Genomic DNA, 22,603 nt, shown 5'->3' with positions numbered 1-22,603 from the left:
GAATTATATATTGTTTATATCGATTTGAAAACCTAGAATAAATGTAAGTGACATAACGGTGTAAGAATACGATGGGGGCGATTAATATGACATACAATCAAATACCAAAAGCACAAGGGCTCTACCATCCTGAATTTGAACATGATGCATGTGGGATCGGTTTATACGCTCATTTAAAAGGGCTTGCTACACATGACATCGTCAAACAAGGACTGAATATGCTGTGCCAATTAGATCATCGCGGCGGACAGGGCAGCGATCCCCTTACAGGAGATGGCGCAGGATTAATGGTGCAGATTCCTGATGAATATTTCAGGCTGGCATGCCCGGAAATGAATTTGCCGGCAAAAGGACGCTATGGTGTAGGCATGCTCTTTTTCTCTAACAATGATGATGAACGGAATGAAATCGAAGCTCGTTTGAATGCATTTATCGAACAAGAGGGCCAAACACTATTAGGCTGGAGAACGGTTCCTGTTGATGCAACGAAAATCGGGGAGGTCGGCAAGGAGACATGTCCGACGATCCGCCAAGTATTCATCGGTGCCAGCGATGAGATGACCGATGATTTAGCTTTTGAGCGTAAATTGTTCATTATCAGAAAACAAGCTGAAAACTGGGCTCGTGAACGCGGCAATCGTTTTTATTTTGCCAGCCTTTCAAGTGCTACGATCGTATACAAAGGATTGTTGACGCCAGAGCAGGTGGATGCTTTTTATCTTGACCTTCAACAGGAGTCTTTCGTTTCGGCTTTCGCTTTAGTGCATTCCCGCTTCAGCACGAATACATTTCCAAGTTGGGAACGGGCACATCCAAACCGTTACCTGATCCATAATGGCGAAATCAATACGCTTAGAGGTAATGTGAATTGGATGAAAGCTCGTGAGCAGCAGTTTGTTTCTGAAGCATTCGGGGATGATCTGCAAAAGGTCCTGCCTATTCTGGATATAGACGGCAGTGATTCCTCGATTCTTGATAATGCACTTGAATTCTTCGTGCTTGCAGGGCGTAAACCGGCACATGCGGCGATGATGCTCATCCCTGAACCATGGACGGAAAATCCGCATATGACGAAGGAAAAGAAGGCATTTTACGAATATCATAGCATGCTCATGGAGCCATGGGATGGTCCGACGGCCATATCCTTTACGAATGGCAAGCAAATCGGTGCCATCCTGGATCGAAATGGTTTGAGGCCGGCAAGGTATTATGTGACAAAAGATGATTACATCATTTTCTCCTCTGAAGTCGGCGTGATCGATGTGGAGCCGGAGAATGTATTATATAAAGATCGTTTAAGCCCAGGCAGAATGCTTTTAATAGATTTAGAGGAAGGCCGTATTGTTTCCGATGAAGAGATCAAGTCGGAAATGGCTCAGGAAAATCCTTACCAGCAATGGCTGGACGAACAGCTTGTTCAATTAAGTGACGAAGAACCTGTGCTCGAAGGGGAGCCATTGAGTGATTTGTTATTCAGGCAAAAAGCGTTCGGATACACGTATGAAGATGTCCAAAAATATTTACTGCCGGTCATTAACGAAGGCAAGGATCCGCTGGGAAGCATGGGGAATGACATTCCGTTAGCGGTCTTATCAGATCGCCCGCAATCGCTTTTCAATTATTTCAAGCAATCCTTTGCACAGGTAACCAATCCGCCAATCGATTCGCTTCGTGAACAGATCGTCACGTCAACGATGACATTTCTGGGTGCGGAAGGAGATTTGCTGAAACCGGATGAAACGAACAGCCGCCGCATTCAATTGGATTCACCTGTATTGACGCCAGGTCAAATGCAGCAGTTGAAAGAAAATGCCTATCCTGAATTCAGGAGCAAAGTCATTCACACTTTATTTTCAGAAGATTTAGAGAGCGGACTCGACCGCATCTGCCGTGAAGCGGAACAAGCGATCGCTGATGGTGTCAGCCTTTTGATTTTATCTGACAAGGATATGAGCAAAGAAAAAGCTGCGATTCCTTCCCTGCTGGCTGCGAGTGCCCTTCATCAAGAGCTGATCCGTCATGGGAACCGTACGAAAGTGAGCATTATCGTTGAATCGGGGGAAGCTAGGGAAGTCCATCATTATGCGTCCCTAATCGGGTATGGAGTGGATGCGATTTACCCGTACCTTGCTTATGAAACATATAAGCAGGCGGTATTGGAAGGCAGTTTGGCCATCAGCTACGAAGAAACGGTAAGGAAATATGTACGCTCGTTGACAGAAGGCATCGTAAAAGTGATGTCAAAAATGGGGATTTCAACGATTCAAAGTTATCGCGGCGCACAAATTTTCGAAGCGGTCGGAATCGGTGCTGAAGTGATCGAGCGCTATTTCAGCGGTACGGCATCGCAGCTTAGTGGGATCGATTTGGTAACGATCGCAGATGAAGCGTTGATTCGCCATAGGAAGGCTGCGGCTGATTCCCTTGACCAAACTCTTGAAAGCGGAAGTGATTTTCAATGGAGAAAAACAGGGGAACATCATGCTTTCAATCCTAAAACGATCCATACACTGCAATGGGCTTGCCGGAAAGGCGATTATAATTTATTTAAGCAATATTCAAACTTGGCGAATGAAGAGAGACTCGGGTTTTTACGGAATTTATTCTCGTTCGATCAAAAACGCCAAAGCATTTCCATAGATGAAGTGGAATCCGTGGAATCCATCGTCAGCCGATTCAAAACGGGTGCGATGTCATTCGGTTCATTGAGTCAGGAAGCACATGAAACATTAGCGATTGCGATGAACCGTTTAGGCGGAAAAAGCAATAGCGGTGAAGGCGGGGAGCATCCTAGCCGTTACCAACTGGATGAAAACGGCGATAACCGCCGCAGCGGAATTAAACAAATTGCGTCCGGTCGTTTTGGAGTGAAAAGCCATTACCTTGTTAATGCCGATGAACTTCAAATCAAAATGGCGCAAGGTGCAAAGCCGGGTGAAGGCGGCCAGTTGCCTGGAAACAAAGTATATCCTTGGGTAGCAGAGGTCCGTGGTTCCACACCGGGTGTCGGCCTGATTTCACCGCCTCCGCATCATGATATCTATTCGATTGAAGATCTGGCACAGCTGATCCATGATTTGAAAAATGCGAACCGCGATGCCAGGATCAGCGTCAAGCTTGTGTCAAAAGCAGGCGTAGGCACGATTGCAGCCGGTGTGGCCAAAGGAGCCGCAGATGTCATCGTTATCAGCGGGTATGATGGCGGTACGGGTGCATCACCAAAAACGAGTATCAAACATACAGGTCTTCCTTGGGAGCTGGGTCTTGCCGAAGCACACCAAACATTGATGCTGAATGGCCTGCGCAGCCGTGTAGTCCTTGAAACGGATGGAAAGTTAATGACTGGACGCGATGTGGTCATGGCAGCTATCCTTGGAGCGGAAGAATTCGGCTTTGCTACAGCACCGCTTGTGGTCCTTGGCTGTGTCATGATGCGTGCTTGCCATTTGGATACATGTCCAGTCGGGGTAGCTACTCAAAACCCTGAGCTTCGCAGCAAATTCACTGGAGACCCTGATCATGTCGTGAATTTCATGCGCTTCATCGCTGAGGAAGTGCGGGAAACGATGGCTGAGCTTGGTTTTAGAACACTGGAAGAAATGGTCGGCCGCACTGATGTTTTACAAGTGAGCGAGAGGGCACAAAACCATTGGAAAGCGAAGCATCTGGACTTGACGACACTTCTTTTCCAACCGGAGGGGATACGTACGTATCAACTTCCTCAAAACCATAAAATTGAAGAATCATTGGATATCCGTGAGATTTTACCAGTTGTGGAGCCTGCATTAAATGATCAAACCCAGGTGGATGTCAGCTTCCCGATTACAAACGTGAACCGTGTGGTCGGAACTATTGTCGGCAGTGAAGTATCCAAACGCTATGGGGAAGAGGGGTTGCCTGAAGATACGATCACACTTCGTTTTACGGGATCGGCGGGCCAGAGCTTCGGTGCGTTCATTCCAAAAGGGATGTCGATGTATTTGACAGGTGATGTCAATGACTATGTTGGGAAAGGCTTATCTGGCGGAAAGATCATTGTCACGGCACCTGCTGGCAATCAGATTGAGGCTGGGGACAATGTAATTGCCGGAAATATCGCCTTATACGGTGCAACAAGCGGCGAGGCCTACATTAATGGCCGTGCGGGAGAACGATTCGCAGTACGGAACAGTGGAGTCAATGTCGTCGTTGAAGGAATTGGAGATCATGGCTGTGAGTATATGACAGGCGGACGCGTGGTCATCCTGGGCGACGTCGGCAAAAACTTTGCTGCAGGCATGTCAGGCGGCATCGCTTATGTACTTGCTGATGATGCAGAAGAATTCAAGGCATTATGCAATGGTGAAATGATAGAATTCGAGACGCTTAAGAATATGGATGATGCAAACGAGGTAAAAGAAATGCTTTACAGCCACCTTCATTATACAGAGAGTGCCAAAGCATCGTATGTACTGGAGAACTGGGAGGATTTCGCTAAGAAATTCGTAAAAGTTATTCCAAAAGATTACAAACGGATGATGAAAAGCATCAATGAGCAGAAGCGTGCAGGGCTAACGGATGAAGAAGCGATCATGAGTGCATTTCAAGCAAATGCCGTACAAGATAAAAAAATCACTAAACAAGCTGTGATGCAGTAAGGAAGGGGAGAGAAAGATGGGAAAAGCAACAGGATTTATGGATTATCCGCGAGAAAAACCAAAAGACCGGAATCCTCTCACTCGTTTAAGCGACTGGAGAGAATATACAGCTCCTTTCTCTGATGAAAAGTTAAGTACACAGGGAGCGCGGTGTATGGACTGCGCCACCCCTTTCTGTCATATGGGCATGGAATTGAACCGGGTCACAACAGGCTGTCCGATTCATAATCTGATTCCGGAGTGGAATGATTTGGTGTACCGCGGCAGATGGAAAGAAGCATTGGACCGTTTATCGAAAACGAATAATTTCCCTGAATTCACCGGGCGCGTCTGCCCGGCCCCTTGTGAAGGGTCTTGTACGGTGGCGATAAGCGATCCTGCGGTTACCATCAAGAACATTGAACGGACTATCATCGATAAAGGCTTTGAAAATGGCTGGATCACGCCTCGCATCCCTGAAAGCAGGACCGGCAAGAAAATTGCCATCATCGGTTCAGGCCCGGCAGGATTGGCGAGTGCCGACCAGTTGAATCAAGCAGGTCATTCGGTCACGGTTTATGAGCGTTCAGACCGTGCAGGCGGGCTGTTGACATACGGCATCCCTAACATGAAACTTGAAAAAGATGTCGTTGCACGCAGAATCAAATTATTGACGCAGGAAGGCATCGACTTCATTACCAATACAGAAGTAGGCAAAGATATTTCAGCCGAAGAACTGCAAGATCAATATGATGCAGTCATCCTTTGCACAGGTGCCCAAAAGCAGCGTGACCTGAAAATTGAAGGACGTGAAGCAACAGGCATACACCTTGCAATGGATTACTTGACGACTTCGACTAAAAGCCTGTTGGACTCCAATTTTGAAGACGGCAAGTTTTTAGACACTAAGGGGAAGGACGTCATCGTCATCGGCGGCGGGGATACAGGAGCTGACTGTGTTGCAACTGCCCTTCGCCAGGAATGTAAGAGCGTCGTACAATTCGGGAAGCATCCAATCCTTCCGACGGCCCGTACATCTGATAATATGTGGCCAGCCTACCCGAATGTTTTTTCCCTTGATTATGCGTATGAAGAAGCGGAAGCGAAATTCGGTGCAGATCCGCGTCAATATTCAATCCAAACAAAAAAAATCGTAGCCGATGAAAATGGAAACGTTAAAGAACTGCACACAATCTCAATGGAAAAAATCAAAGGCGATGACGGAATGTACATTTTCAGGGAAGTTCCAGGAACTGAAAAAGTATGGCCGGCACAATTCGTTTTCATCGCAATCGGATTTGAAGGAACGGAAATTCCGCTATTAACTCAATTTGGCGTAGAAACAGTCAATCAAAAAATTGATGCTGTATATGGCGAATACAGAACGAATGTCGAAGGAGTTTTCGCTGCCGGAGATGCAAGGAGAGGGCAAAGCCTCATCGTTTGGGCAATCAATGAAGGCCGTGAAGTAGCGCGGGAAGTGGACCGCTATTTGATGGGCGCGACGGTATTGCCTTAATTATATTAAAAAAAGAAGTGCCATAATGGTGCTTCTTTTTTTGTAGGAAAATGTGGGGCTTACGAGTAAATGCCCGAAATTCACGAGTAAACGTAGAAACTCACGAGTAAAGATACCGTGTTAAAGATGAGGGACGTCAAGGATTGATGATATACAAATTAGGCGAGCAGTATATAAATACTGTTCGCCTAATTTACTTTCAGTCAGCTTCTATAATCAGCTTCTTGAAGAACGCCAAGTGATGTGTGATTCAGTGCATGGACAGCTGCTATTATTTTCTCTGTCTCTACTTCATCTCCTATGGCTTTATGCAATTTTTCTTTTAGCTGGGGTTTTGTTAATGGATTCCCAGGACTTCCTTTAGGTGTATCGATTCGTTTCGATAGTACATCCCCACTCGTTGTGGTCACGGTCACAATTGTAAATCGTCCCACTGGGAGTGCTGCTTTGGAAGGCTTGATCGTTGCATCCGTCTCTCTATTTACTTTTTGAAAGGATTCTCTCCATGAATGGGGAATAGGTTTCGATTCAAAAGAAGCAAGGGTCAGGGGTTTGCCTGTTAGCGCGAGCCATACAATATACTCAATCGAAAATCTTCCTTCTTCACCAGTCGATGGGTTATGGTGTATCAAAGCGGAATCACCATTTGGAGGAAAGCAAACACTCACCGACTCAATATCATCTTCCGACAAATCATACGTCTTTTGTAAAAAGACAGCTGCATCAGCGCCATGTGCCGCAGCAGAACAAAAAGGGTTCTGTTTAAACCATAATCCTGGTGTTACGATCCGCCATGTCTTTCCCCAGTTCACCGTCAAATCTGGAACTCCATTTTCACCATATACCTCAAAGAAACCATTCTTTTCGTTCAAAAAGTCGGGGTTGCTATGTAATCCCATCCGAATCCAATCGGCGGAATCCACAGCGTTTTTAGCAGCAATCCCTACATGGAGCGGCTTTACCACAGTACCAAATTGGAGTCGTAAACCCGCCGATTGGGTAGCGGCAAGACTCATGGTTTCAGCTATTAAGCGTGGTGAGTATTCCCGTAAATACGCAACCGCACCAGCTGCAGCTATTACGCCAAGTGTGGCTGTATTATGCCAACCTTTTGTATAATGATAGGGGTTCATAGCTTCTCCAAATCGAGCCATGATCTCCACACCAACCACATAGGCAGCTAAAAAGCGTTTCCCGGACATTACAGGTTCTCCAACTGCTAACATAGCAGACAAAATGACTGCGCTTGGATGACCCCGTACATCTGAATGTACATCATCGTAATCTAGTAAATGAGCTTGAAAACCATTGAAGAGTGCTGCTTGGGATCTTGTTGCATGTATGTGACTTCCAATCAAGTAACTCGTCCCGTTTCCGCCTTCTTCCAAAATGATTTGCTTTAAAATCGTAATTTCCTTTTCGGATTTTGTTTGATAGGAAACAGCAAGATAATCAAGAAGTCCTTCGATTGCAGCCTGTAATACTACTTCATTTACCAACGGATTGGAATGATAAATCATTTCAGATAACCTTTCCGTGTTCATGCACTTCACTTCCTTTTTTCCCTGGCGGATCCGTCCGTTTCATCTCCCATTTGCCGTAAAAAACGCTGGGTTCGCGGATTAAGAGAATGCTCAATTACTTGTTCTGGGGTGCCTTGTTCGATAATATGTCCATCTGCCATGAAAATGACATGGTCAGCAACTTCCTTCGCAAATTGCATTTCGTGCGTCACGATAACCATTGTTGTATCCTCTTTCGCTAACTCCCGTATTACTTGTAAAACCTCATTAACCAATTCGGGATCTAGAGCGGAGGTAGGTTCATCAAATAGAATGGCATGTGGTTTTACAGCTAATGCTCTAGCGATGCTAACACGCTGCTGTTGTCCACCAGATAAGGTAGCGGGGTATTGTTTGGCTTGTTTTTCTAATCCAACCCGTTTCAATAAATCCACGCCGAGTTGAATAGCTTCCTCTTTTTTCATCTTTTTGCTGACAAGCAAAGCTTCAATCACGTTCTTTAAAGCTGTTTTATTTTTAAAAAGGTTATAGTGTTGGAATACCATCGCTGTTTGCTGTCTTAATTGGTACGCGTCTCTCTCTTTATATTTTTGGGTATCCAATTTTACATCCTTGATTTCGATGGTGCCGCTGTTGGGCTTTTCCAACAAGTTCAGACAGCGTAATAGCGTTGATTTTCCAGAACCGGATGGCCCAATAATGGCGACAACTTCCCCGGTTCTAATATCTAAGTTAATATCGTTCAATACTTGCTTATCATCAAAATATTTGGTTAAGTTTCTTACTTTTATCATATGATCACCTTCTAAGTGGTTTGCTGAGCCAAATCTCCAGATATTTTTGTATCCAAGAATAAAGAATAACCAATAGCCAGTAAATCAAGCCAACCACCAAATACGTCTCGAAAAAGCGCATGTTAGCGGATGCAATCATTTTTCCCTCTGCAAATAGTTCCGTAATTCCTAATGTAAAGGCAAGGGACGTTTCTTTAATCAAAGATATAAATGTATTCCCTGTTGCTGGCAATGCATTTAAAGCAGCCTGTGGTAAAATGATTCGCGAGTAAATCTGCACTCTTTTCATGCCAGTTGCAAGGCCAGCTTCCATCTGCCCTTTGTCCACGGAATTCAATCCAGCTCGGAAAATTTCTGCTAAATAAGAGGATTCTTTCAAACTAAATCCAATGATCGCCGCCGTGATTGCTTCCATCGTTGACAACGACGGGAATAACTGTGGTAAACCGTAGTAAATGATGAATAATTGTACCAATGTTGGCATTCCTCGAAATAAAGAGATATATAAGCCTGCCAAATGGGTGATTCCAAAAATATTACTATTTCTTATTAAGGCTACTACAAGTCCGATAATAATGGCTAAAACCATCGATATGATGGCTAAAACCAGAGTGATCGGAATAAATTTTGCGATTTGTAGGGAAATTTCCAACATATATTGTAAATCAAAATTCATAATGCTTTAAAACCTCCGCTATGCTTATTCGCCGGAATTCGTGGTGATATCTTCACCAAAATATTTATTGGATAGCTTCGCTAACGTACCATCTTCTTTAAGTTTTTTTATTTCTGTCGTGAATTCTTCATTTAATTTTTTGCCCTTTTCTGTCTTGGGAAATGGATATCCAACATTTTCATAGGCAACTGGCTCACCGACTAGTTTTAACGGAAGATCATTTTTCTTTATTTCTGCAACTAGGATTGGGCGGGAATTGATATATCCATCTACACGGTTGTTAATGGCATCTTGCATTGCGCCATCCCGAGTTTCATAGGTTCGTATTTTGATATCGCCGTTTTTATCATATTTTTCTAGGTTTGCGACGTTATTAGACCCCAACACACCGGAAACGGTTTTGCCTTTAAGATCATCCAAGCTTTTAATATCATTGTTTTTTGTGCTTGATACAATTTGTGCACCATAATAACTATATGGCTCTGTAAAATTAAATTGCTCTTGTCGTTCTGTTGTAATAGCAACGGCATTCGCAACGGTGTCCAATTTACCTGATCCCAATTGCCCCATTATCCCACTGAAATCAGAAGTGACCCACTCTACCTTGTATCCTAAATCCTTAGCGATGCGTTCTGTAAGTTCTACGTCAAAACCTGTTAATTTACCATCCTCTTGATAACCATTTGGATAGCTTTGGCCAGTTGATCCCACTTTGATTGTTTTTTGTTCGGAATCTTTGGCCGTATCCTCTTGTTTTGAATTGCCACATGCTGCAAGTACTAATATGAAAAGTAAAGAGAGTCCAAGGGAAAGTATTTTTTTCATCGTTATTTTCCTCCTATTTTTAAATGGTTTGATTATGTTTTTCAGTCCAAGCTTGATATTGTCCCGGTAACAAGATTTTCCTCAAATATATTGTGAGATGACCTTTGCCTAAATCTTTTTGACCTATTTCTTCAAATCCACTTTTTTCGTACATTTCCTTTAGCCATGGATGATTATCCGCGGTTCCGAGCGTAACCGCGGGAGCTCTCAGTTGCTTCTTCAAAATTTCTTCTTCGAGCCATGACAGAACTTTTTTCCCGATGCCTTGACGCTTATATGCAGGGTTTGTAGCGAACCAGCCTATGTGCGGCAATACGAGCGGGCCAGGATTGGGGCCCCACGGTAACCGAATCGATACGGTGGAAATAAATGTTCCATTTTCCTCCAGAACATATACCTTATTTTCGGATATGTGCTTAATTGCTTCCTCTCTCGTGGCCGTTGCCGCAGAGAAGTGAATATCCAACTCTCTTATACTCGCATAAGCATCCAATGTTAAATGAAGGAATTTATCCACATCTTCTACAAGTACTTCACGAAATATTTGACTCATCTTGCGCCTCCTATACTCTATCTAGTTAATTCTTCTTCGGTTCGGTGATTCTGTCCTTGAGAACTATCCGCCGGGTGTTAAAGCTTATGAGAATATTGGTTGACCGGTTTATCCAGCCCAAGATTCCCTCGTAATGTGTTACTTTCATATTTCGTACGGAAAATTCCTTTTGATTGCAGTTCAGGGACAACAAGTTCAACAAAATCCTTTAAAGAATCAGGCAAGAGGGCTGGCATAATATTAAAGCCGTCAGCTGCATTTCCATTCACCCAATCCTCAATCTTATCCGCAATCTGAGTTGGTGTTCCAATTGCGATATGATGTCCACGTGATCCAGCAACCCACTGATATGTCTGACGTAACGTCAAATTTTCATTGGTCGCCCGTTTAACGATCAAATCATATTTACTTTGGATGCTATCTACATTATCTGGTAACGAAATATCAGCAAACGGTGTATCCAATGGGATATTCGAAAAATCAACATTTCCAAAATACCTTCCCATAACAGCTAATCCTATTTCGGGAATGATCAGCTCCTGCAATGCCTCGTACTTTTCTTGGGCTTCCTTCTCAGTCTGTCCCACAATCGGGAACAAACCTGGCATAATACTCAAGCTGCTTTTCTCCCGATTAAAAGCGGCCAAATGACCTTTTAACTCATGATAAAATGAAACCGCATCCTCCTTGTTCTCCTGAGCGGTAAAGACAATCTCTGCGTGCTTTGCTGCAAGCAATTGCCCATCGCCAGAAGAACCTGCTTGTACGATGACCGGATGCCCCTGAGGTGAGCGAGAAATATTTAATGGTCCTTTTACTGAGAAAAACTCACCTTGATGGTTGATTTCATGAAACTTGCTTTCATCAATGAATTGGCCTGTTTCTTTATCGATAACCAACGTATCGTCTTCCCATGAGTCCCACAATTTCTTGGTAACTTCAACAAATTCAGTAGCCCTTTTATAACGGAGACCATGTTCTAAATGTTCAGATTTATTGAAGTTTACTGCAGTGGAGGCAAGGGACGTTGTGACTACGTTCCATCCAGCACGGCCGGAGGTAATATGGTCTAAAGAAGCAAATTTTCTAGCAACATTAAAGGGTTCTTCGTAGGTGGTAGAGGCCGTTGAAACCAAACCAATATTGGAAGTCGCCGAGGCTAGATAAGATAACAAGGTCAATGGCTCGAATCGAGTCAGAATATTAGGATGCGAGTCCTTTGCAACTGACAAACTATCTGCCAAGAATAATAAATCAAATAAACCTTTTTCGGCAGTCTGCGCCAACCCCTTAAAATAATCGATGTTCATATTTGCTTTCGGGTTGGCGTTAGGATGTCTCCAAGAAGCAACGTGATGTCCTGTTCCGGCCAAAAATACACCAAGTTTTACTGTTTTCTTTTTCATATGTCAAATGCTCCTTTGTGTCTTCACTTTTAAACGCAGAGGATGTATAATAGTATATCCTTACTGGTTTACTATGAATTAATGTTAAAATAAAACCCGCTTCCAGTTTAGAAGAGGGTTCCTTCCTACCAATGTGTATATATGTCTTTACTTATTTTCTACTAGAGAATTTAATCCTTTTTAGTATTGATACGTTACTATAATATAGTAAATTACTTCACATAGTAGCATCTTGTATAATAAATTGTCAATGCTGAATATTCGAAATAAATACTTTCGTTTCGGGGGATTCATTGTTATGATGCTTGCGATGCGAATTAAATTAGAACTCATGCTTTACACGTTTATCAAATAGTTTATTTGATAGCTGTTTCATTTGGTATTGCTTGGATATTAGCTTTCGTTCTTTAACATTCGGATTTTTTTAAGGAGATGGACAACCGTTGACTATAAGCAATGTAGAATTGGAAAATTATCTATTGGCATTCAGACGAGATCTTCATATGACACCTGAATTATCAAACCAAGAATTTGAAACGACTAAAAAAATTAAAGAAGCGCTTCAATCTCAAGATATTAAGATACTTAATTTTCCATTAAAAACTGGTGTCGTAGCAGAGATAAAAGGCAGCAAGCCGGGACCTACGATAGCACTTCGCTCCGATATTGATGCTTTACCAATTTTGGAGCAATCTGAGGTGGACTTTCCTTCAAGGCACATCGGCGTGATGCATGCATGTGGTCATGATTTTCACACTACTGTCATTTTGGGGACTGCTTTTTTATTAAAAAAGGAAGAAAGAGATCTGTCCGGAACGATTCGTTTGATATTTCAGCCTGCTGAGGAAACGGGACATGGAGCAAGTGCTTTAATGGAAACCGGTGTGTTGGATGATGTGGATGTGATTTTTGGTCTTCATAATGATCCGACATTGCAAGTTGGGGAGTTAGGGACAAAACATGGCGCACTGACAGCGGGAGTCGATCGCTTTGAAGTGCATGTGAAAGCAACTGGCTCACATGCGGCCAAACCGGAAGAGGGAAATGATCCGATTATCATAACAGGACATATTATCTCAACGTTGCAAACCATCATCAGCCGAAATGTGGCGCCAAAAGAGTCCGCGGTTTTGAGCATCACTCAAATTCATAGTGGCTCAACGTGGAATGTTATCCCAGATAGTGCATATTTGGAAGGAACCGTCCGCACTTTCAGTAAAACTCAACGAGAGTTCATTCAGAAACGTATGAAACAAGTCCTGCACGGTATAAGCGAAACATTCAATGCAAATGTGGAATTATCATGGCATCCAGGTCCTCCATCAGTTGATAATACTCCCGAATGGGCAGATTTGGCGCTTCAGGTTGGAGACACAGCAGGTTACACGACAAAAACGTTAGAAGCTAGCTCTATAGGGGAAGACTTCGCCTTTTACCAAGAAAAAATACCAGGAGCTTTCGTAATGATAGGTTCAGGCGGGCCGTATGACCTGCATCACCCTAAGTTTATAGTAGATGAAACGGCACTTTTTCCAGCTGCTTCTTATTTCCGCTTATTGGCTTTAGAAGCGTTAAAAAAAATCCCTAAATGAGATATTAGAAGAGAAGGGGGCCAATCATAAAACTTATCCATTGAATGAGTCGGATCGTGATTTTAATAGAAGCTGCAAGTGCAAAAATCAGGGATCTTTACGAGGGAAATAGGCATCATGTTGGCGCTGCATTAAAAACGAAGTCAGGAAAAATCGTTGCTGCCATACATATTAAAGCATATATTGGCCGGGTGACCGTATGTGCAGAAGCCATTGCGATCGGGAAGGCGATATCGGACGGCGAAAAGGGATTTGATACAATCGTGGCGGTTAAGCATCCCTATTCCGATGATGAAGACAGAGCTTTAAAAGTGGTTAGCCCGTGTGGGATGTGTCGTGAATTAATCTCGGATTATGCAAAGGACCAATTTGTCTTACTGACTGTTAATGGGGAAACGGTCAAGGTGAAAATCGGTGAATTACTGCGGTATAAATACACGAGGGATTCATGATGATAACTCAATAATGCAACGGAAAAGAACACGCTTAGGAGAATTACTAAGCGTGTTCTTTATTATTTCAAACTAGATGGCAAGTATTGTTCCGAGATGATGATATCATCGTCTTTTAGAACATAAGGATGTGTTTCCAACAATATGGTTTTGAGGTAGTCTGGCATCCTCTCACCTTTGTAAGCGCAAATTAATGGAAACGACAGCAGATTTACAGCTTCATCTACTGTTCTCTCAAAATCCTCTATGATATGCAGCGGCTCTTCCAGGGTTGCCCATTCCACATGTGCCCATGATCGGAAAGAGATTTTATTATCCACATAGGATTGTACCGTTTTATTAAAGTATTCTTCGATTGCAGGAGGATGATAACTGCCGCTTGAGCAATAGAAATCGAAGTTGTTCACAAAGTGTATGAACTCCATTTGATCTTTTGTTAACCGAGTGCTCAGTTCTTTATGAATAATGGGGTAAATACGGTCATTTTCAATAAGAATGATATAATCTCCTGCCGTGATGCCGTCTTGGATAAAATTCAAAACTTGTTTAATGTAATTTTCCATTTCATTATAGGAATACAGCACATGAGCGCTCTTTTGGTCTTTGAACAACTGATTCATTTTGCTTTTCAATCTATCATTCCTTCTTTCATGTATCTCTTCAATTATACTTGAATTCTATAAGCAGGACAAAATGATAATTTTTTTTAGCGGGAGAAGGGATTCTCAACTGCAGGGATCTTAAGCTGGTTAGTAATTAAAAGTCTACAGCTTTGCGTAATTTCTTGAATGTTCTACAACTAAGGTTTCTTAATATTTGACGTCATTCACAACAGATCAATTACATGCTCAGGAGATGTATGAACACGCAAAAAAAGCAATCCTTCGCCATTGAAGGATTGCTTTTCCGTATTATTTCAGCCGCTCGATTAGATCGGTCATTTTATCCAAAGTGGTTATGTTCTGATTGCATTTCATACTGTCCAGACAAATATAGTTCCCTTTTTTTATGAACGTCCCTTGGACGGTTCCTTTTGTTTCAGACATGAACATCCCTGTTTCTTCAAATCGGCTGCATATGGCACAGATCCCTTTTTTATTTGAAGGTTTAATGGTTCCATGCAATCCGGTGAGTTTATTATGATGGGGTGCAATGATGAATTTCTTTCCGGATCCGACATCATCCCATCCCAAGTATGAAATCTCTCTCAAATCGATGTTCTCCAACAAAGGGGTTTTTAATTTCTTTGCTTTAGGAAACAATTTTTTTATCGTTTTTTCGGTTACTTCTTTAAATGGGATCACAAATGGCTTTACCTGTAAGAGAAAGGCTTCGGCTTGTGCTGGATCTTTTATAGTATCTACTGGATCCAGCAATTGTTTTTGCTCTTCGCTCAAGTCACTGAATAAGCTTAGTACTCTTTCTTTGGCGACCGTTTTCAGGGTGTTGATCACATCCTTATCGTTGGCAGTCGCGTGTCCATTTATGAGAATCTGTGTTTGGGATTTTATGAAGTTATACTGCTCGCTCCTGATAAAAGGTTCCATTTTCTTCACTCCTGTTTCTGTTGCTCGATCTTGTCACATGATACCGTTTCTATTTACTTTACAGAAATCGCATCTGCTTTAAAAGGGGGAAAACGACTAAGAAACATATTCGGCATACGAATAGCACTGATATCATTATCAGTGCTACCCATGCAAATCTATTTAGAATAAACGATTTTCTTGATGGTTTCCACGGAGAGAAAATGTTCCTCGGCTAATTGATGGATGGTATGCCCGTCTTTGAATGCGTATTTTATAGAGGCATTCCGGTCATCAATCAATTCCCTTGATCCCGAACGGGTTCCCCATTTGTGATGGGCCTTTTCAGGTTTAGGGATATATATGGTTTCACCTTGCACATACTTTTGAATTTCAACGAGCAGCTTTTCAGGCAAAACGGCCGTCGCTTTTACATATTTCATTTCTGCCAGCCCCTTATTCTTATTAAGAATGAAATAAGGTGCAAAGCCGAATATTAGAAATGATAAGGCGGGCGATTAAGTTTAGCTTAATTCAACCCCATGCAAAGTATCGCCTCCAATACTAGGCTTTGCATGAGACGCTGCAGAAGGTGGCATTAACATTCTTATTGCCATCTTTACACCTCCCCTTTGTGTTTCTGAAGAACACGTATTGATCTTATTATAAAATATATAAGGGTGGTTGCCAAACTTTTTCCAATGTTAAAGCTTTATCGGCGGGCTGATTGTTTGATAATGTTCTGACTCCATGAAATAATTTGATTGGAAACCAAACTAACCATTATGGGAGCTGACCTTTATGAAAGTATTCGTAGTTGGGGCAAATGGGCAGATCGGTAAACATCTTGTGGATTTATTAAATGATAGCCCGGAACATAGTGTACGGGCAATGGTTCGTAAAGAAGAACAAAGTAAGCATTTAGAGAAAAATGGAATTGAATCTGCGGTGGTCAGTTTAACTGGATCAGTGGATGAGATTGCGAATGCGGCAAAAGGCTGTGATGCCATCGTGTTTACAGCAGGGTCCGGAGGAAGCACCGGTGCTGATCAAACGCTGTTGATTGATCTGGATGGTGCTGTTAAAACGATTGAAGCGGCAGAAAACTTGGGAATCAGCCGATTCATCATGGTGAGTGCATTTCAGGCCAATAATCGTGAAAACTGGAATGAAGCCATCAAACCGTATTATGTGGCCAAGCACTATGCGGATAGGGCATTGTTACAAAGCGATTTAAATTATACCATCATTCGGCCAGGGGGTCTGGTGAATGAACCGGGAATTGGCAAAGTGACCGCTGCCGAAGAATTGGAAAGAGGTTCGATTGCCCGTGAAGATGTGGCTCGAACTATTCTTGCTTCTTTAACTGAAGAAAACACCTATAAGTGTTCATTTGATTTAATCTCTGGTGATACTGCAATCGCGGAAGCATTAAGGGAAATATAACGAAAAAAAGGAGGCAGAGCCACTCAGGGGGAGTGAGCTTTGCCTTATTTAATTCCTTCAATATGCTTGATGACCTTCGCTGGGTTTCCGCCGACAACAACGCCTTCAGGTACATCCTTTGTTACGACGGCCCCTGAAGCGACGACGGAATGATTCCCAATTGTTACGCCAGGATTGATGATGGCCCCTCCGCCAATCCATACATAATCCCCTATCGTTACCGCTTTTCCGTATTCCACTCCAGAACTGCGTTCAAAGGGATCCAGTGGATGTGTGGCTGTATAGATATGCACTCCGGGAGCCAACATGCAGTCCCTGCCAATTTTTACTTCACATACATCTAAAATGACACAATCGAAATTAGCATAAAAGTTTTCCCCGACAGAAATGTTGTATCCATAGTCACAACGGAAAGTGGGTTCTATATATACATTTAGCCCAGTGGAACCTAAAAGCTGTTTCAGCAGTGCAGTTCGTTCGTCCCCCTCACTTTCCGTTGTCTGATTGTATAACCGGGTCAACTTTCTGGCATTTTCCCTATCTTTTATTAATTCCGGATCAGCGGCGATGTAAGGTTCCCCGCTCACCATCTTTTCTTTTTCAGTATTCATGTTTACCTCCTATTTTCTTGTTTTTATATAGTTGGGATAAATACTAAAATATTTTTCCCGCAAAATAAATTGCAGTACTTTTTACTCAACTTTTCTGTGGTATCTAAATGCCTCTCTCATTTACTCAAGAAGAAGTAAGAAAAGAAAGATTTTTCCGAATAATGAATGAAATAACTTTGACAAACGTAACATGGAAATTTATAGTAGGGAGTGTTATGTATGATTCATAGTTTCTTAAAGGTACATTTTAACAGATAAGCAGAATAGTTCGTAGTTCATGTCACTTTTTTTTCTGGAAATTGATGGACAACTCTTTTCTTCGTTAAGAGAATCAAAACTATGGAGGGCTCTATATGTCATCACAGAAAGTGCCACTTTCTTTTGTCATTGTAACAGGATTAATGCTTTTTGCTTTATTTTTTGGTGCAGGAAACTTAATTTTCCCTGCCATGCTCGGTCAATCCGCCGGGACCAATTTATGGTTGGCCAGTTTAGGATTCATCATTACTGGTGTTGGATTGCCATTCATTACAATATTGGCATTTGGTTTTTCAGGAAAAAATGATGTTCAATCGCTTGCAAGCAGGGCACACCCGCTATTCGGCATCATTTTCACGGTCGTTCTTTATTTATCTTTGGGACCGCTTTTCGCGCTTCCTAGAACAGGAAGTGTATCTTACGAAATAGGAATTAAACCTTTCCTATCTAATGATGTAGGTTTTTTACCATTGCTGATATTCACGATCATATACTTTGGAATTGCCTGTTTACTATCAATTAACCCATCAAAGATGCTGGATATCGTCGGAAAAATATTAACTCCGTTATTATTGATTTTCATCGGCATTCTGATTGTGGTTGCAATTATTAACCCAATGGGTGAAATTCAGTCACCAGCGGCAAAATATTCAGATAATTCTTTCTTCAAGGGATTTAAAGAAGGATATTTGACTATGGACACGCTTGCTGGATTTGCATTCGGGATCATTGTCATCAACGCGATCAAAGATAAAGGGATAACTTCAAGAAAAGAAGTGTTAGGATTCTGTATGAAAGCCGGCTTAATAGCTGCCACTTTGTTGGTGATCGTTTATACATCCATAACTTATGTCGGGGCAACAAGTGTGGAGAAACTGGGTCAACTGGGTAATGGCGGAGACGTTTTGGCTCAAGCCTCGAATCATTTTTTCGGACCGGCTGGTGCCGTGCTGTTAGGGTTGATTGTGATCGCTGCATGCCTAACGACAAGCATCGGTTTGATAACGGCTTGTTCTACGTATTTCAATAAAATATTGCCTGCTGTATCGTATAAATCATATGTCGTCATCTTCTCTGTTTTTAGTGCGGCTGTTGCCAATGTAGGCTTATCCAAGCTCATTTCCATTACAGTGCCTGTGTTAACGGCGCTTTACCCCGTGGCGATCGTTTTGATTGTTCTTACGTTCTTCCATTCCTTTTTCAAAGGGAAATCGGAGGTATATTTAGGAAGCCTATTATTAACGGCCATCATCAGCGTTATGGATGGAATAGTGGCATCAGGCATTAAAATGGAAGCTGTTTCGGACCTTTTCACTCAATACCTTCCACTATATAGTGTAGGGGTAGGATGGGTGATTCCTGCCATCATCGGCGGTGTATTGGGCTATATGATATACCTAATGAAAGGCGACCCTAAGGAAGCCTATTAAGGGTCATCAGGATGAACTTCGAATAACGTTGCCTCCAGGCACTCGCTTTCCGCGGGAGGTCCGCCCTCGGCGCTCTTTTCCCGCAGGAGTCTCGCACCTTCCGTTCCAATCAACTGGATTGTTTTTTAAAGAAAAAACTGTAGTCTGGTTTCATCTGTAACCTTGATTAAGACAAGGTTACACTTTGGTTTTTTATTATTTTATAACCCTTATGGATTGAAGAAATTTGCGACACTCCTGCCGAATAACTGGCTAGTCAAGACCCCACAGGCGCTTGCTTTGATGTGGCTTGGCAGACAGTCGGCGGAAAGGGAGCGGATTTCTGAAATCAACTTGAATGTCTTTTAAATAAAACAGGCAAACACGCTTTTCTTTGAGTTTGTTACAGTCTGGGAGCTGTCTTGATGACAGCTCCTTTTCTTAGTGTTTGTTTTTAATGGGAAAGAGCCTTAAAATGTTCAGAAAGGGGTGTAGGAACACAATGATCAATCGATTACCAATAGAAATCGCAAATATATTACAAGCAAGCAAAAAGAATCCTGCTCAATTTGAGGAATTGATCAGGAGCGGCGGATATCTGCCTCCCGAGATGGAGCTGATGGTAGATGCCATCACGGCCTTAAGCATGGGGAAGAATATCCTTTTGAAGGGTCCGACAGGGGCAGGAAAGACAAAGTTTGCCGAGACATTATCAAATTTATTCAATCAGCCGATGTTCAGTGTCAACTGCTCAGTCGACTTGGATGCCGAAAGTTTATTGGGCTTCAAGACGTTGGCTTACAAAGAAGAAAAACAGGTGATAGAATTCGTACCTGGACCAGTGACCAATTCGATGAATCACGGTCACTTCCTATATATAGATGAAATCAACATGGCAAAACCGGAAACTCTGCCGCTTATCAATGGTGTGCTTGATTACAGAAGGACGATAACGAATCCGTTCACGAATGAAGTCATAACGGCAAAAGAAGGCTTTAATGTGATTGCTGCAATCAACGAAGGGTATGTAGGTACAGTGCCGCTGAATGAAGCGCTAAAAAATAGGTTTGTCGTAATTGAAGTTCCTTATATCGAAGGGGAACAGTTAAAGCAATTGATAGAAACCAATACAAAGTTGAAGGACCCAAGAAGTATCGAATTGTTCGTTAAACTGTCGAGTGATTTGATAAATGCCGTGAATCAAGGGAAGGTAGCCGAAGATGCGGCATCTATCAGGGCTTTGCTTGATGCTTGCGATCTAAGTGTGTTGATCCCGCCGAAACGGGCGATTCTTCGTTCCATTGTGGATAAATTGGACGAGGAACGGGAGCGTGAGTTTGTGAAGAACTTGGCTGACACATTATTCTAACTAGGAGAATGCCTCATGAAGTATATCCGGTTCAATGATTCAATAATAGATACGGCTCTTTTTTTACAGCTTCAGGATCTCTCGACTGTTTTATCCGGCATTTCTGAGCTGGAATTTGAATACAATTATGGATCCTTCATAGATCTGATCGAGGATAAGGTCACAGCCAGCCATTTTTGGGAAAATGGGAATAAGGAAGTGAAGGAAGCGGGGCTGAAAACGGACGTGCTCCTTAGGACGATAGGTACGCTTCATCATACAACAATCCAGAGCATGAAGGAGTACCAGGACATCATCGGGGAAAGTTCGCTTCCGAAGTTTGCAGCCCAATTATTCGCTTTACTGGAAGATTTGCGATTGGAAGAATTGGTGAAGAAAGAAAGGCCAGGCACGAAAAAATGGTTTTCGGTAAGGGGTGCTTACCTTAAACAATATTTCGAAAGCCAATTGGCGACGAATGTCACAAGAAGTTTTGCACTGGATGAATTATACTGCCTCATATATTTACTGCTTCAATCTGACAGGCCGGATCCGATTTTTCCAAGAGCCAATGTGAGGCAGCTGGAAGAACTGGAGAAACTCAAACCGTTCATCCATTCTGTCTTTGAAGCCACTAAAACCAGTGATATCACGAGGATTTGCGAGCAAATCGTTTTCCGAATAAACGATCGATACGAGGATACGATGAATGAATATTTCATCTTCCCCATTGCAAATGTGGAGAAGTATAAGGCAAATACCTTATTTGATGAACTGACTAGAAATGATGAACTGTTGAACGATGATACAGAAGATGTTGATGAAGAGAAAAGTGAATTCATTGATGAAAAATTTTCGACTTGGCACCGGGAGAATAAGAACGGCGAGAGTAATTCGACATTTCTTCAATTTGAATTGGAGCAGGGAACGAAAACAAGTATGATGGGCGGAGGTGCGCGGGAAGCGGAAGATGCCGACCAAGCACTGGCTTCAATCCAGGGTTCATCAGGGGAGAGTCAACAAAAGGAATACAATCAGCAAGAAACGCTGGAGAAGAAACAAACTAATATGGGCAAAAGTGGTGAACATCCATTTGGTGAAGAAAATAAAGACGTCGTTCAGGTAATCAAAGAAGCAAAAATACCAACACTTACCGAAGAGAAACGCTACCGTGAGTTTGTTGCGGATATCGAACCGTTCAAGAGAAAACTCTCTAGTACAATTGAAAAGACGCTGGAAAATAAAAAGAACGCACCAAGAAAAGATTTGGCTTTTGGCCGTTTATCGAAGAAATTACTGCCGCTTGTATTTGAAGAAAATCCAAGGGTCTTTTATAAAAAGAACCAGGATTCAAATGAAATGGATGCGGTATTCACATTGCTTATTGATTGCTCGGCTTCCATGCATAACAAAATGGATGAAACGAAACGAGGGGTCGTCCTGTTTCATGAAGTACTGAAAAAATTAAGGATCCCCCACTCGATCGTGGGATTTTGGGAAGATGCAAATGAAGTGAGAGAAGGATATCAGCCGAACTACTTCCATGTGATCCAGTCCCATTCCGATTCTCTTTATCTAAACTCAGGGGCTAAAATCATGCAGCTTGAACCAGAGGAAGACAACCGGGATGGATACAGTATCAGGGTTGCCACAATGGAATTGGAAAAAAGACGGGAAAAGAACCGATTCTTGCTCGTATTTTCCGATGGTGAGCCGGCAGCAAGTGATTATGATCAAAATGGCATTGTCGATACACATCTTGCTGTATCGGAAGCCAGGAAAAAAGGCATAGAAGTCATCGGCCTGTTTTTAGCGGATGGAGGCATCGATGAAAGTGAAGAAATGACGATGAAAAACATCTATGGCAAAGAACGACTAATGATTCCGAGTGTAGCTGAATTGCCAGAGCAATTTACACCGCTGTTAAAAAAACTGCTGTTGAAGACCATTTGAGAAATCAAGTTTCCGAAGGAAAGCATAAGATTAGAACGGGAAAAAATGCATCCTGATTTGTATATAGGTAAAAAAACGCAGTAGGATTCAATCGAT

At 42.4% G+C, this 22,603-nt stretch carries 18 protein-coding genes; 8 read left to right on the top strand and 10 right to left on the bottom strand.

Annotation, left to right across the window (positions count from 1 at the left end):
* The first annotated feature begins 86 nt into the window (after positions 1-86).
* Together gltB and gltD are read left to right on the top strand one after the other, a co-directional pair.
* The gene (gene gltB / locus NYE63_RS25280) at positions 87-4,637 is read left to right on the top strand and encodes a glutamate synthase large subunit (RefSeq protein ID WP_342603248.1); all 4,551 of its coding nucleotides are present in this window, start codon (positions 87-89) and stop codon (positions 4,635-4,637) included.
* A 16-nt stretch (positions 4,638-4,653) separates the two neighbouring features.
* Entirely contained in the window at positions 4,654-6,135 is a 1,482-nt protein-coding gene (gene gltD, locus NYE63_RS25275; RefSeq protein ID WP_342603247.1) for a glutamate synthase small subunit, read from the top strand.
* A gap of 203 nt (positions 6,136-6,338) precedes the next feature.
* Here the strand turns inward: gltD and NYE63_RS25270 are convergent, their stop codons facing one another.
* The 6 genes from NYE63_RS25270 to NYE63_RS25245 form a co-directional block, all read right to left on the bottom strand.
* On the bottom strand, positions 6,339-7,679 hold the full coding sequence (locus NYE63_RS25270; RefSeq protein WP_342603246.1) for an MmgE/PrpD family protein: 1,341 nt from the start codon (positions 7,677-7,679) through the stop codon (positions 6,339-6,341).
* A 5-nt stretch (positions 7,680-7,684) separates the two neighbouring features.
* Positions 7,685-8,452, bottom strand: coding sequence for an amino acid ABC transporter ATP-binding protein (locus NYE63_RS25265; RefSeq protein ID WP_342603245.1), 768 nt, complete (start codon positions 8,450-8,452; stop codon positions 7,685-7,687).
* A 4-nt stretch (positions 8,453-8,456) separates the two neighbouring features.
* Entirely contained in the window at positions 8,457-9,128 is a 672-nt protein-coding gene (locus NYE63_RS25260; RefSeq protein ID WP_063234905.1) for an amino acid ABC transporter permease, read from the bottom strand.
* 24 nt (positions 9,129-9,152) lie between these two features.
* The gene (locus NYE63_RS25255; RefSeq protein WP_342603244.1) at positions 9,153-9,953 is read right to left on the bottom strand and encodes an amino acid ABC transporter substrate-binding protein; all 801 of its coding nucleotides are present in this window, start codon (positions 9,951-9,953) and stop codon (positions 9,153-9,155) included.
* Between the two features lie 19 nt (positions 9,954-9,972).
* A complete protein-coding gene (locus NYE63_RS25250; RefSeq protein WP_342603243.1) occupies positions 9,973-10,506 on the bottom strand; it encodes a GNAT family N-acetyltransferase in 534 nt (177 codons plus the stop codon).
* 77 nt (positions 10,507-10,583) lie between these two features.
* Positions 10,584-11,912 carry an LLM class flavin-dependent oxidoreductase gene (locus NYE63_RS25245; protein WP_342603242.1) on the bottom strand — a complete coding sequence of 443 codons (1,329 nt, stop codon included), beginning with the start codon at positions 11,910-11,912 and terminating at the stop codon, positions 10,584-10,586.
* Positions 11,913-12,355: 443 nt separating this feature from the next.
* Between NYE63_RS25245 and NYE63_RS25240 the strand changes: the two genes are divergently transcribed.
* Together NYE63_RS25240 and NYE63_RS25235 are read left to right on the top strand one after the other, a co-directional pair.
* Positions 12,356-13,504: an amidohydrolase gene (locus tag NYE63_RS25240; RefSeq protein WP_342603241.1), complete on the top strand. Its 1,149-nt coding sequence runs from the start codon at positions 12,356-12,358 to the stop codon at positions 13,502-13,504.
* A 56-nt stretch (positions 13,505-13,560) separates the two neighbouring features.
* Positions 13,561-13,956 carry a cytidine deaminase gene (locus NYE63_RS25235; protein ID WP_342603240.1) on the top strand — a complete coding sequence of 132 codons (396 nt, stop codon included), beginning with the start codon at positions 13,561-13,563 and terminating at the stop codon, positions 13,954-13,956.
* Between the two features lie 62 nt (positions 13,957-14,018).
* Here the strand turns inward: NYE63_RS25235 and NYE63_RS25230 are convergent, their stop codons facing one another.
* The 3 genes from NYE63_RS25230 to NYE63_RS25220 form a co-directional block, all read right to left on the bottom strand.
* Positions 14,019-14,588: an MEDS domain-containing protein gene (locus tag NYE63_RS25230; protein WP_342603239.1), complete on the bottom strand. Its 570-nt coding sequence runs from the start codon at positions 14,586-14,588 to the stop codon at positions 14,019-14,021.
* Positions 14,589-14,867: 279 nt separating this feature from the next.
* The gene (locus NYE63_RS25225) at positions 14,868-15,503 is read right to left on the bottom strand and encodes a FusB/FusC family EF-G-binding protein (RefSeq protein ID WP_144479234.1); all 636 of its coding nucleotides are present in this window, start codon (positions 15,501-15,503) and stop codon (positions 14,868-14,870) included.
* A 158-nt stretch (positions 15,504-15,661) separates the two neighbouring features.
* Positions 15,662-15,925 carry a CD3324 family protein gene (locus NYE63_RS25220; protein WP_342603238.1) on the bottom strand — a complete coding sequence of 88 codons (264 nt, stop codon included), beginning with the start codon at positions 15,923-15,925 and terminating at the stop codon, positions 15,662-15,664.
* Positions 15,926-16,283: 358 nt separating this feature from the next.
* Here NYE63_RS25220 and NYE63_RS25215 point away from each other — a divergent pair, with 358 nt between their 5' ends.
* Positions 16,284-16,928 (top strand): SDR family oxidoreductase, encoded by a 645-nt coding sequence (locus tag NYE63_RS25215; protein ID WP_342603237.1) that lies wholly within the window; start codon positions 16,284-16,286, stop codon positions 16,926-16,928.
* A 44-nt stretch (positions 16,929-16,972) separates the two neighbouring features.
* Here NYE63_RS25215 and NYE63_RS25210 read toward each other — a convergent pair whose 3' ends face one another.
* Positions 16,973-17,539 carry a sugar O-acetyltransferase gene (locus NYE63_RS25210; protein ID WP_342603236.1) on the bottom strand — a complete coding sequence of 189 codons (567 nt, stop codon included), beginning with the start codon at positions 17,537-17,539 and terminating at the stop codon, positions 16,973-16,975.
* A 353-nt stretch (positions 17,540-17,892) separates the two neighbouring features.
* On the opposite strand from NYE63_RS25210, the gene brnQ reads away from it, so the two are divergent.
* The 3 genes from brnQ to NYE63_RS25195 all read left to right on the top strand — a co-directional run bounded on the left by brnQ (position 17,893) and on the right by NYE63_RS25195 (position 22,507).
* Complete coding sequence (brnQ, locus tag NYE63_RS25205; RefSeq protein ID WP_342603235.1) at positions 17,893-19,227, top strand: branched-chain amino acid transport system II carrier protein; 1,335 nt, start codon at positions 17,893-17,895, stop codon at positions 19,225-19,227.
* Positions 19,228-19,708: 481 nt separating this feature from the next.
* Positions 19,709-20,575 (top strand): MoxR family ATPase, encoded by an 867-nt coding sequence (locus NYE63_RS25200; RefSeq protein ID WP_305160816.1) that lies wholly within the window; start codon positions 19,709-19,711, stop codon positions 20,573-20,575.
* A 15-nt stretch (positions 20,576-20,590) separates the two neighbouring features.
* Positions 20,591-22,507: a VWA domain-containing protein gene (locus NYE63_RS25195; RefSeq protein WP_342603234.1), complete on the top strand. Its 1,917-nt coding sequence runs from the start codon at positions 20,591-20,593 to the stop codon at positions 22,505-22,507.
* The last annotated feature ends 96 nt before the right edge of the window (positions 22,508-22,603 follow it).

It is taken from the genome of Peribacillus sp. FSL E2-0159 (genome assembly GCF_038643155.1).
GTDB lineage: Bacteria > Bacillota > Bacilli > Bacillales > DSM-1321 > Peribacillus > Peribacillus simplex.
The sequence above is the reverse complement of the archived record's forward strand: the minus strand, read 5'-3'. Positions and strand labels throughout refer to the sequence as shown.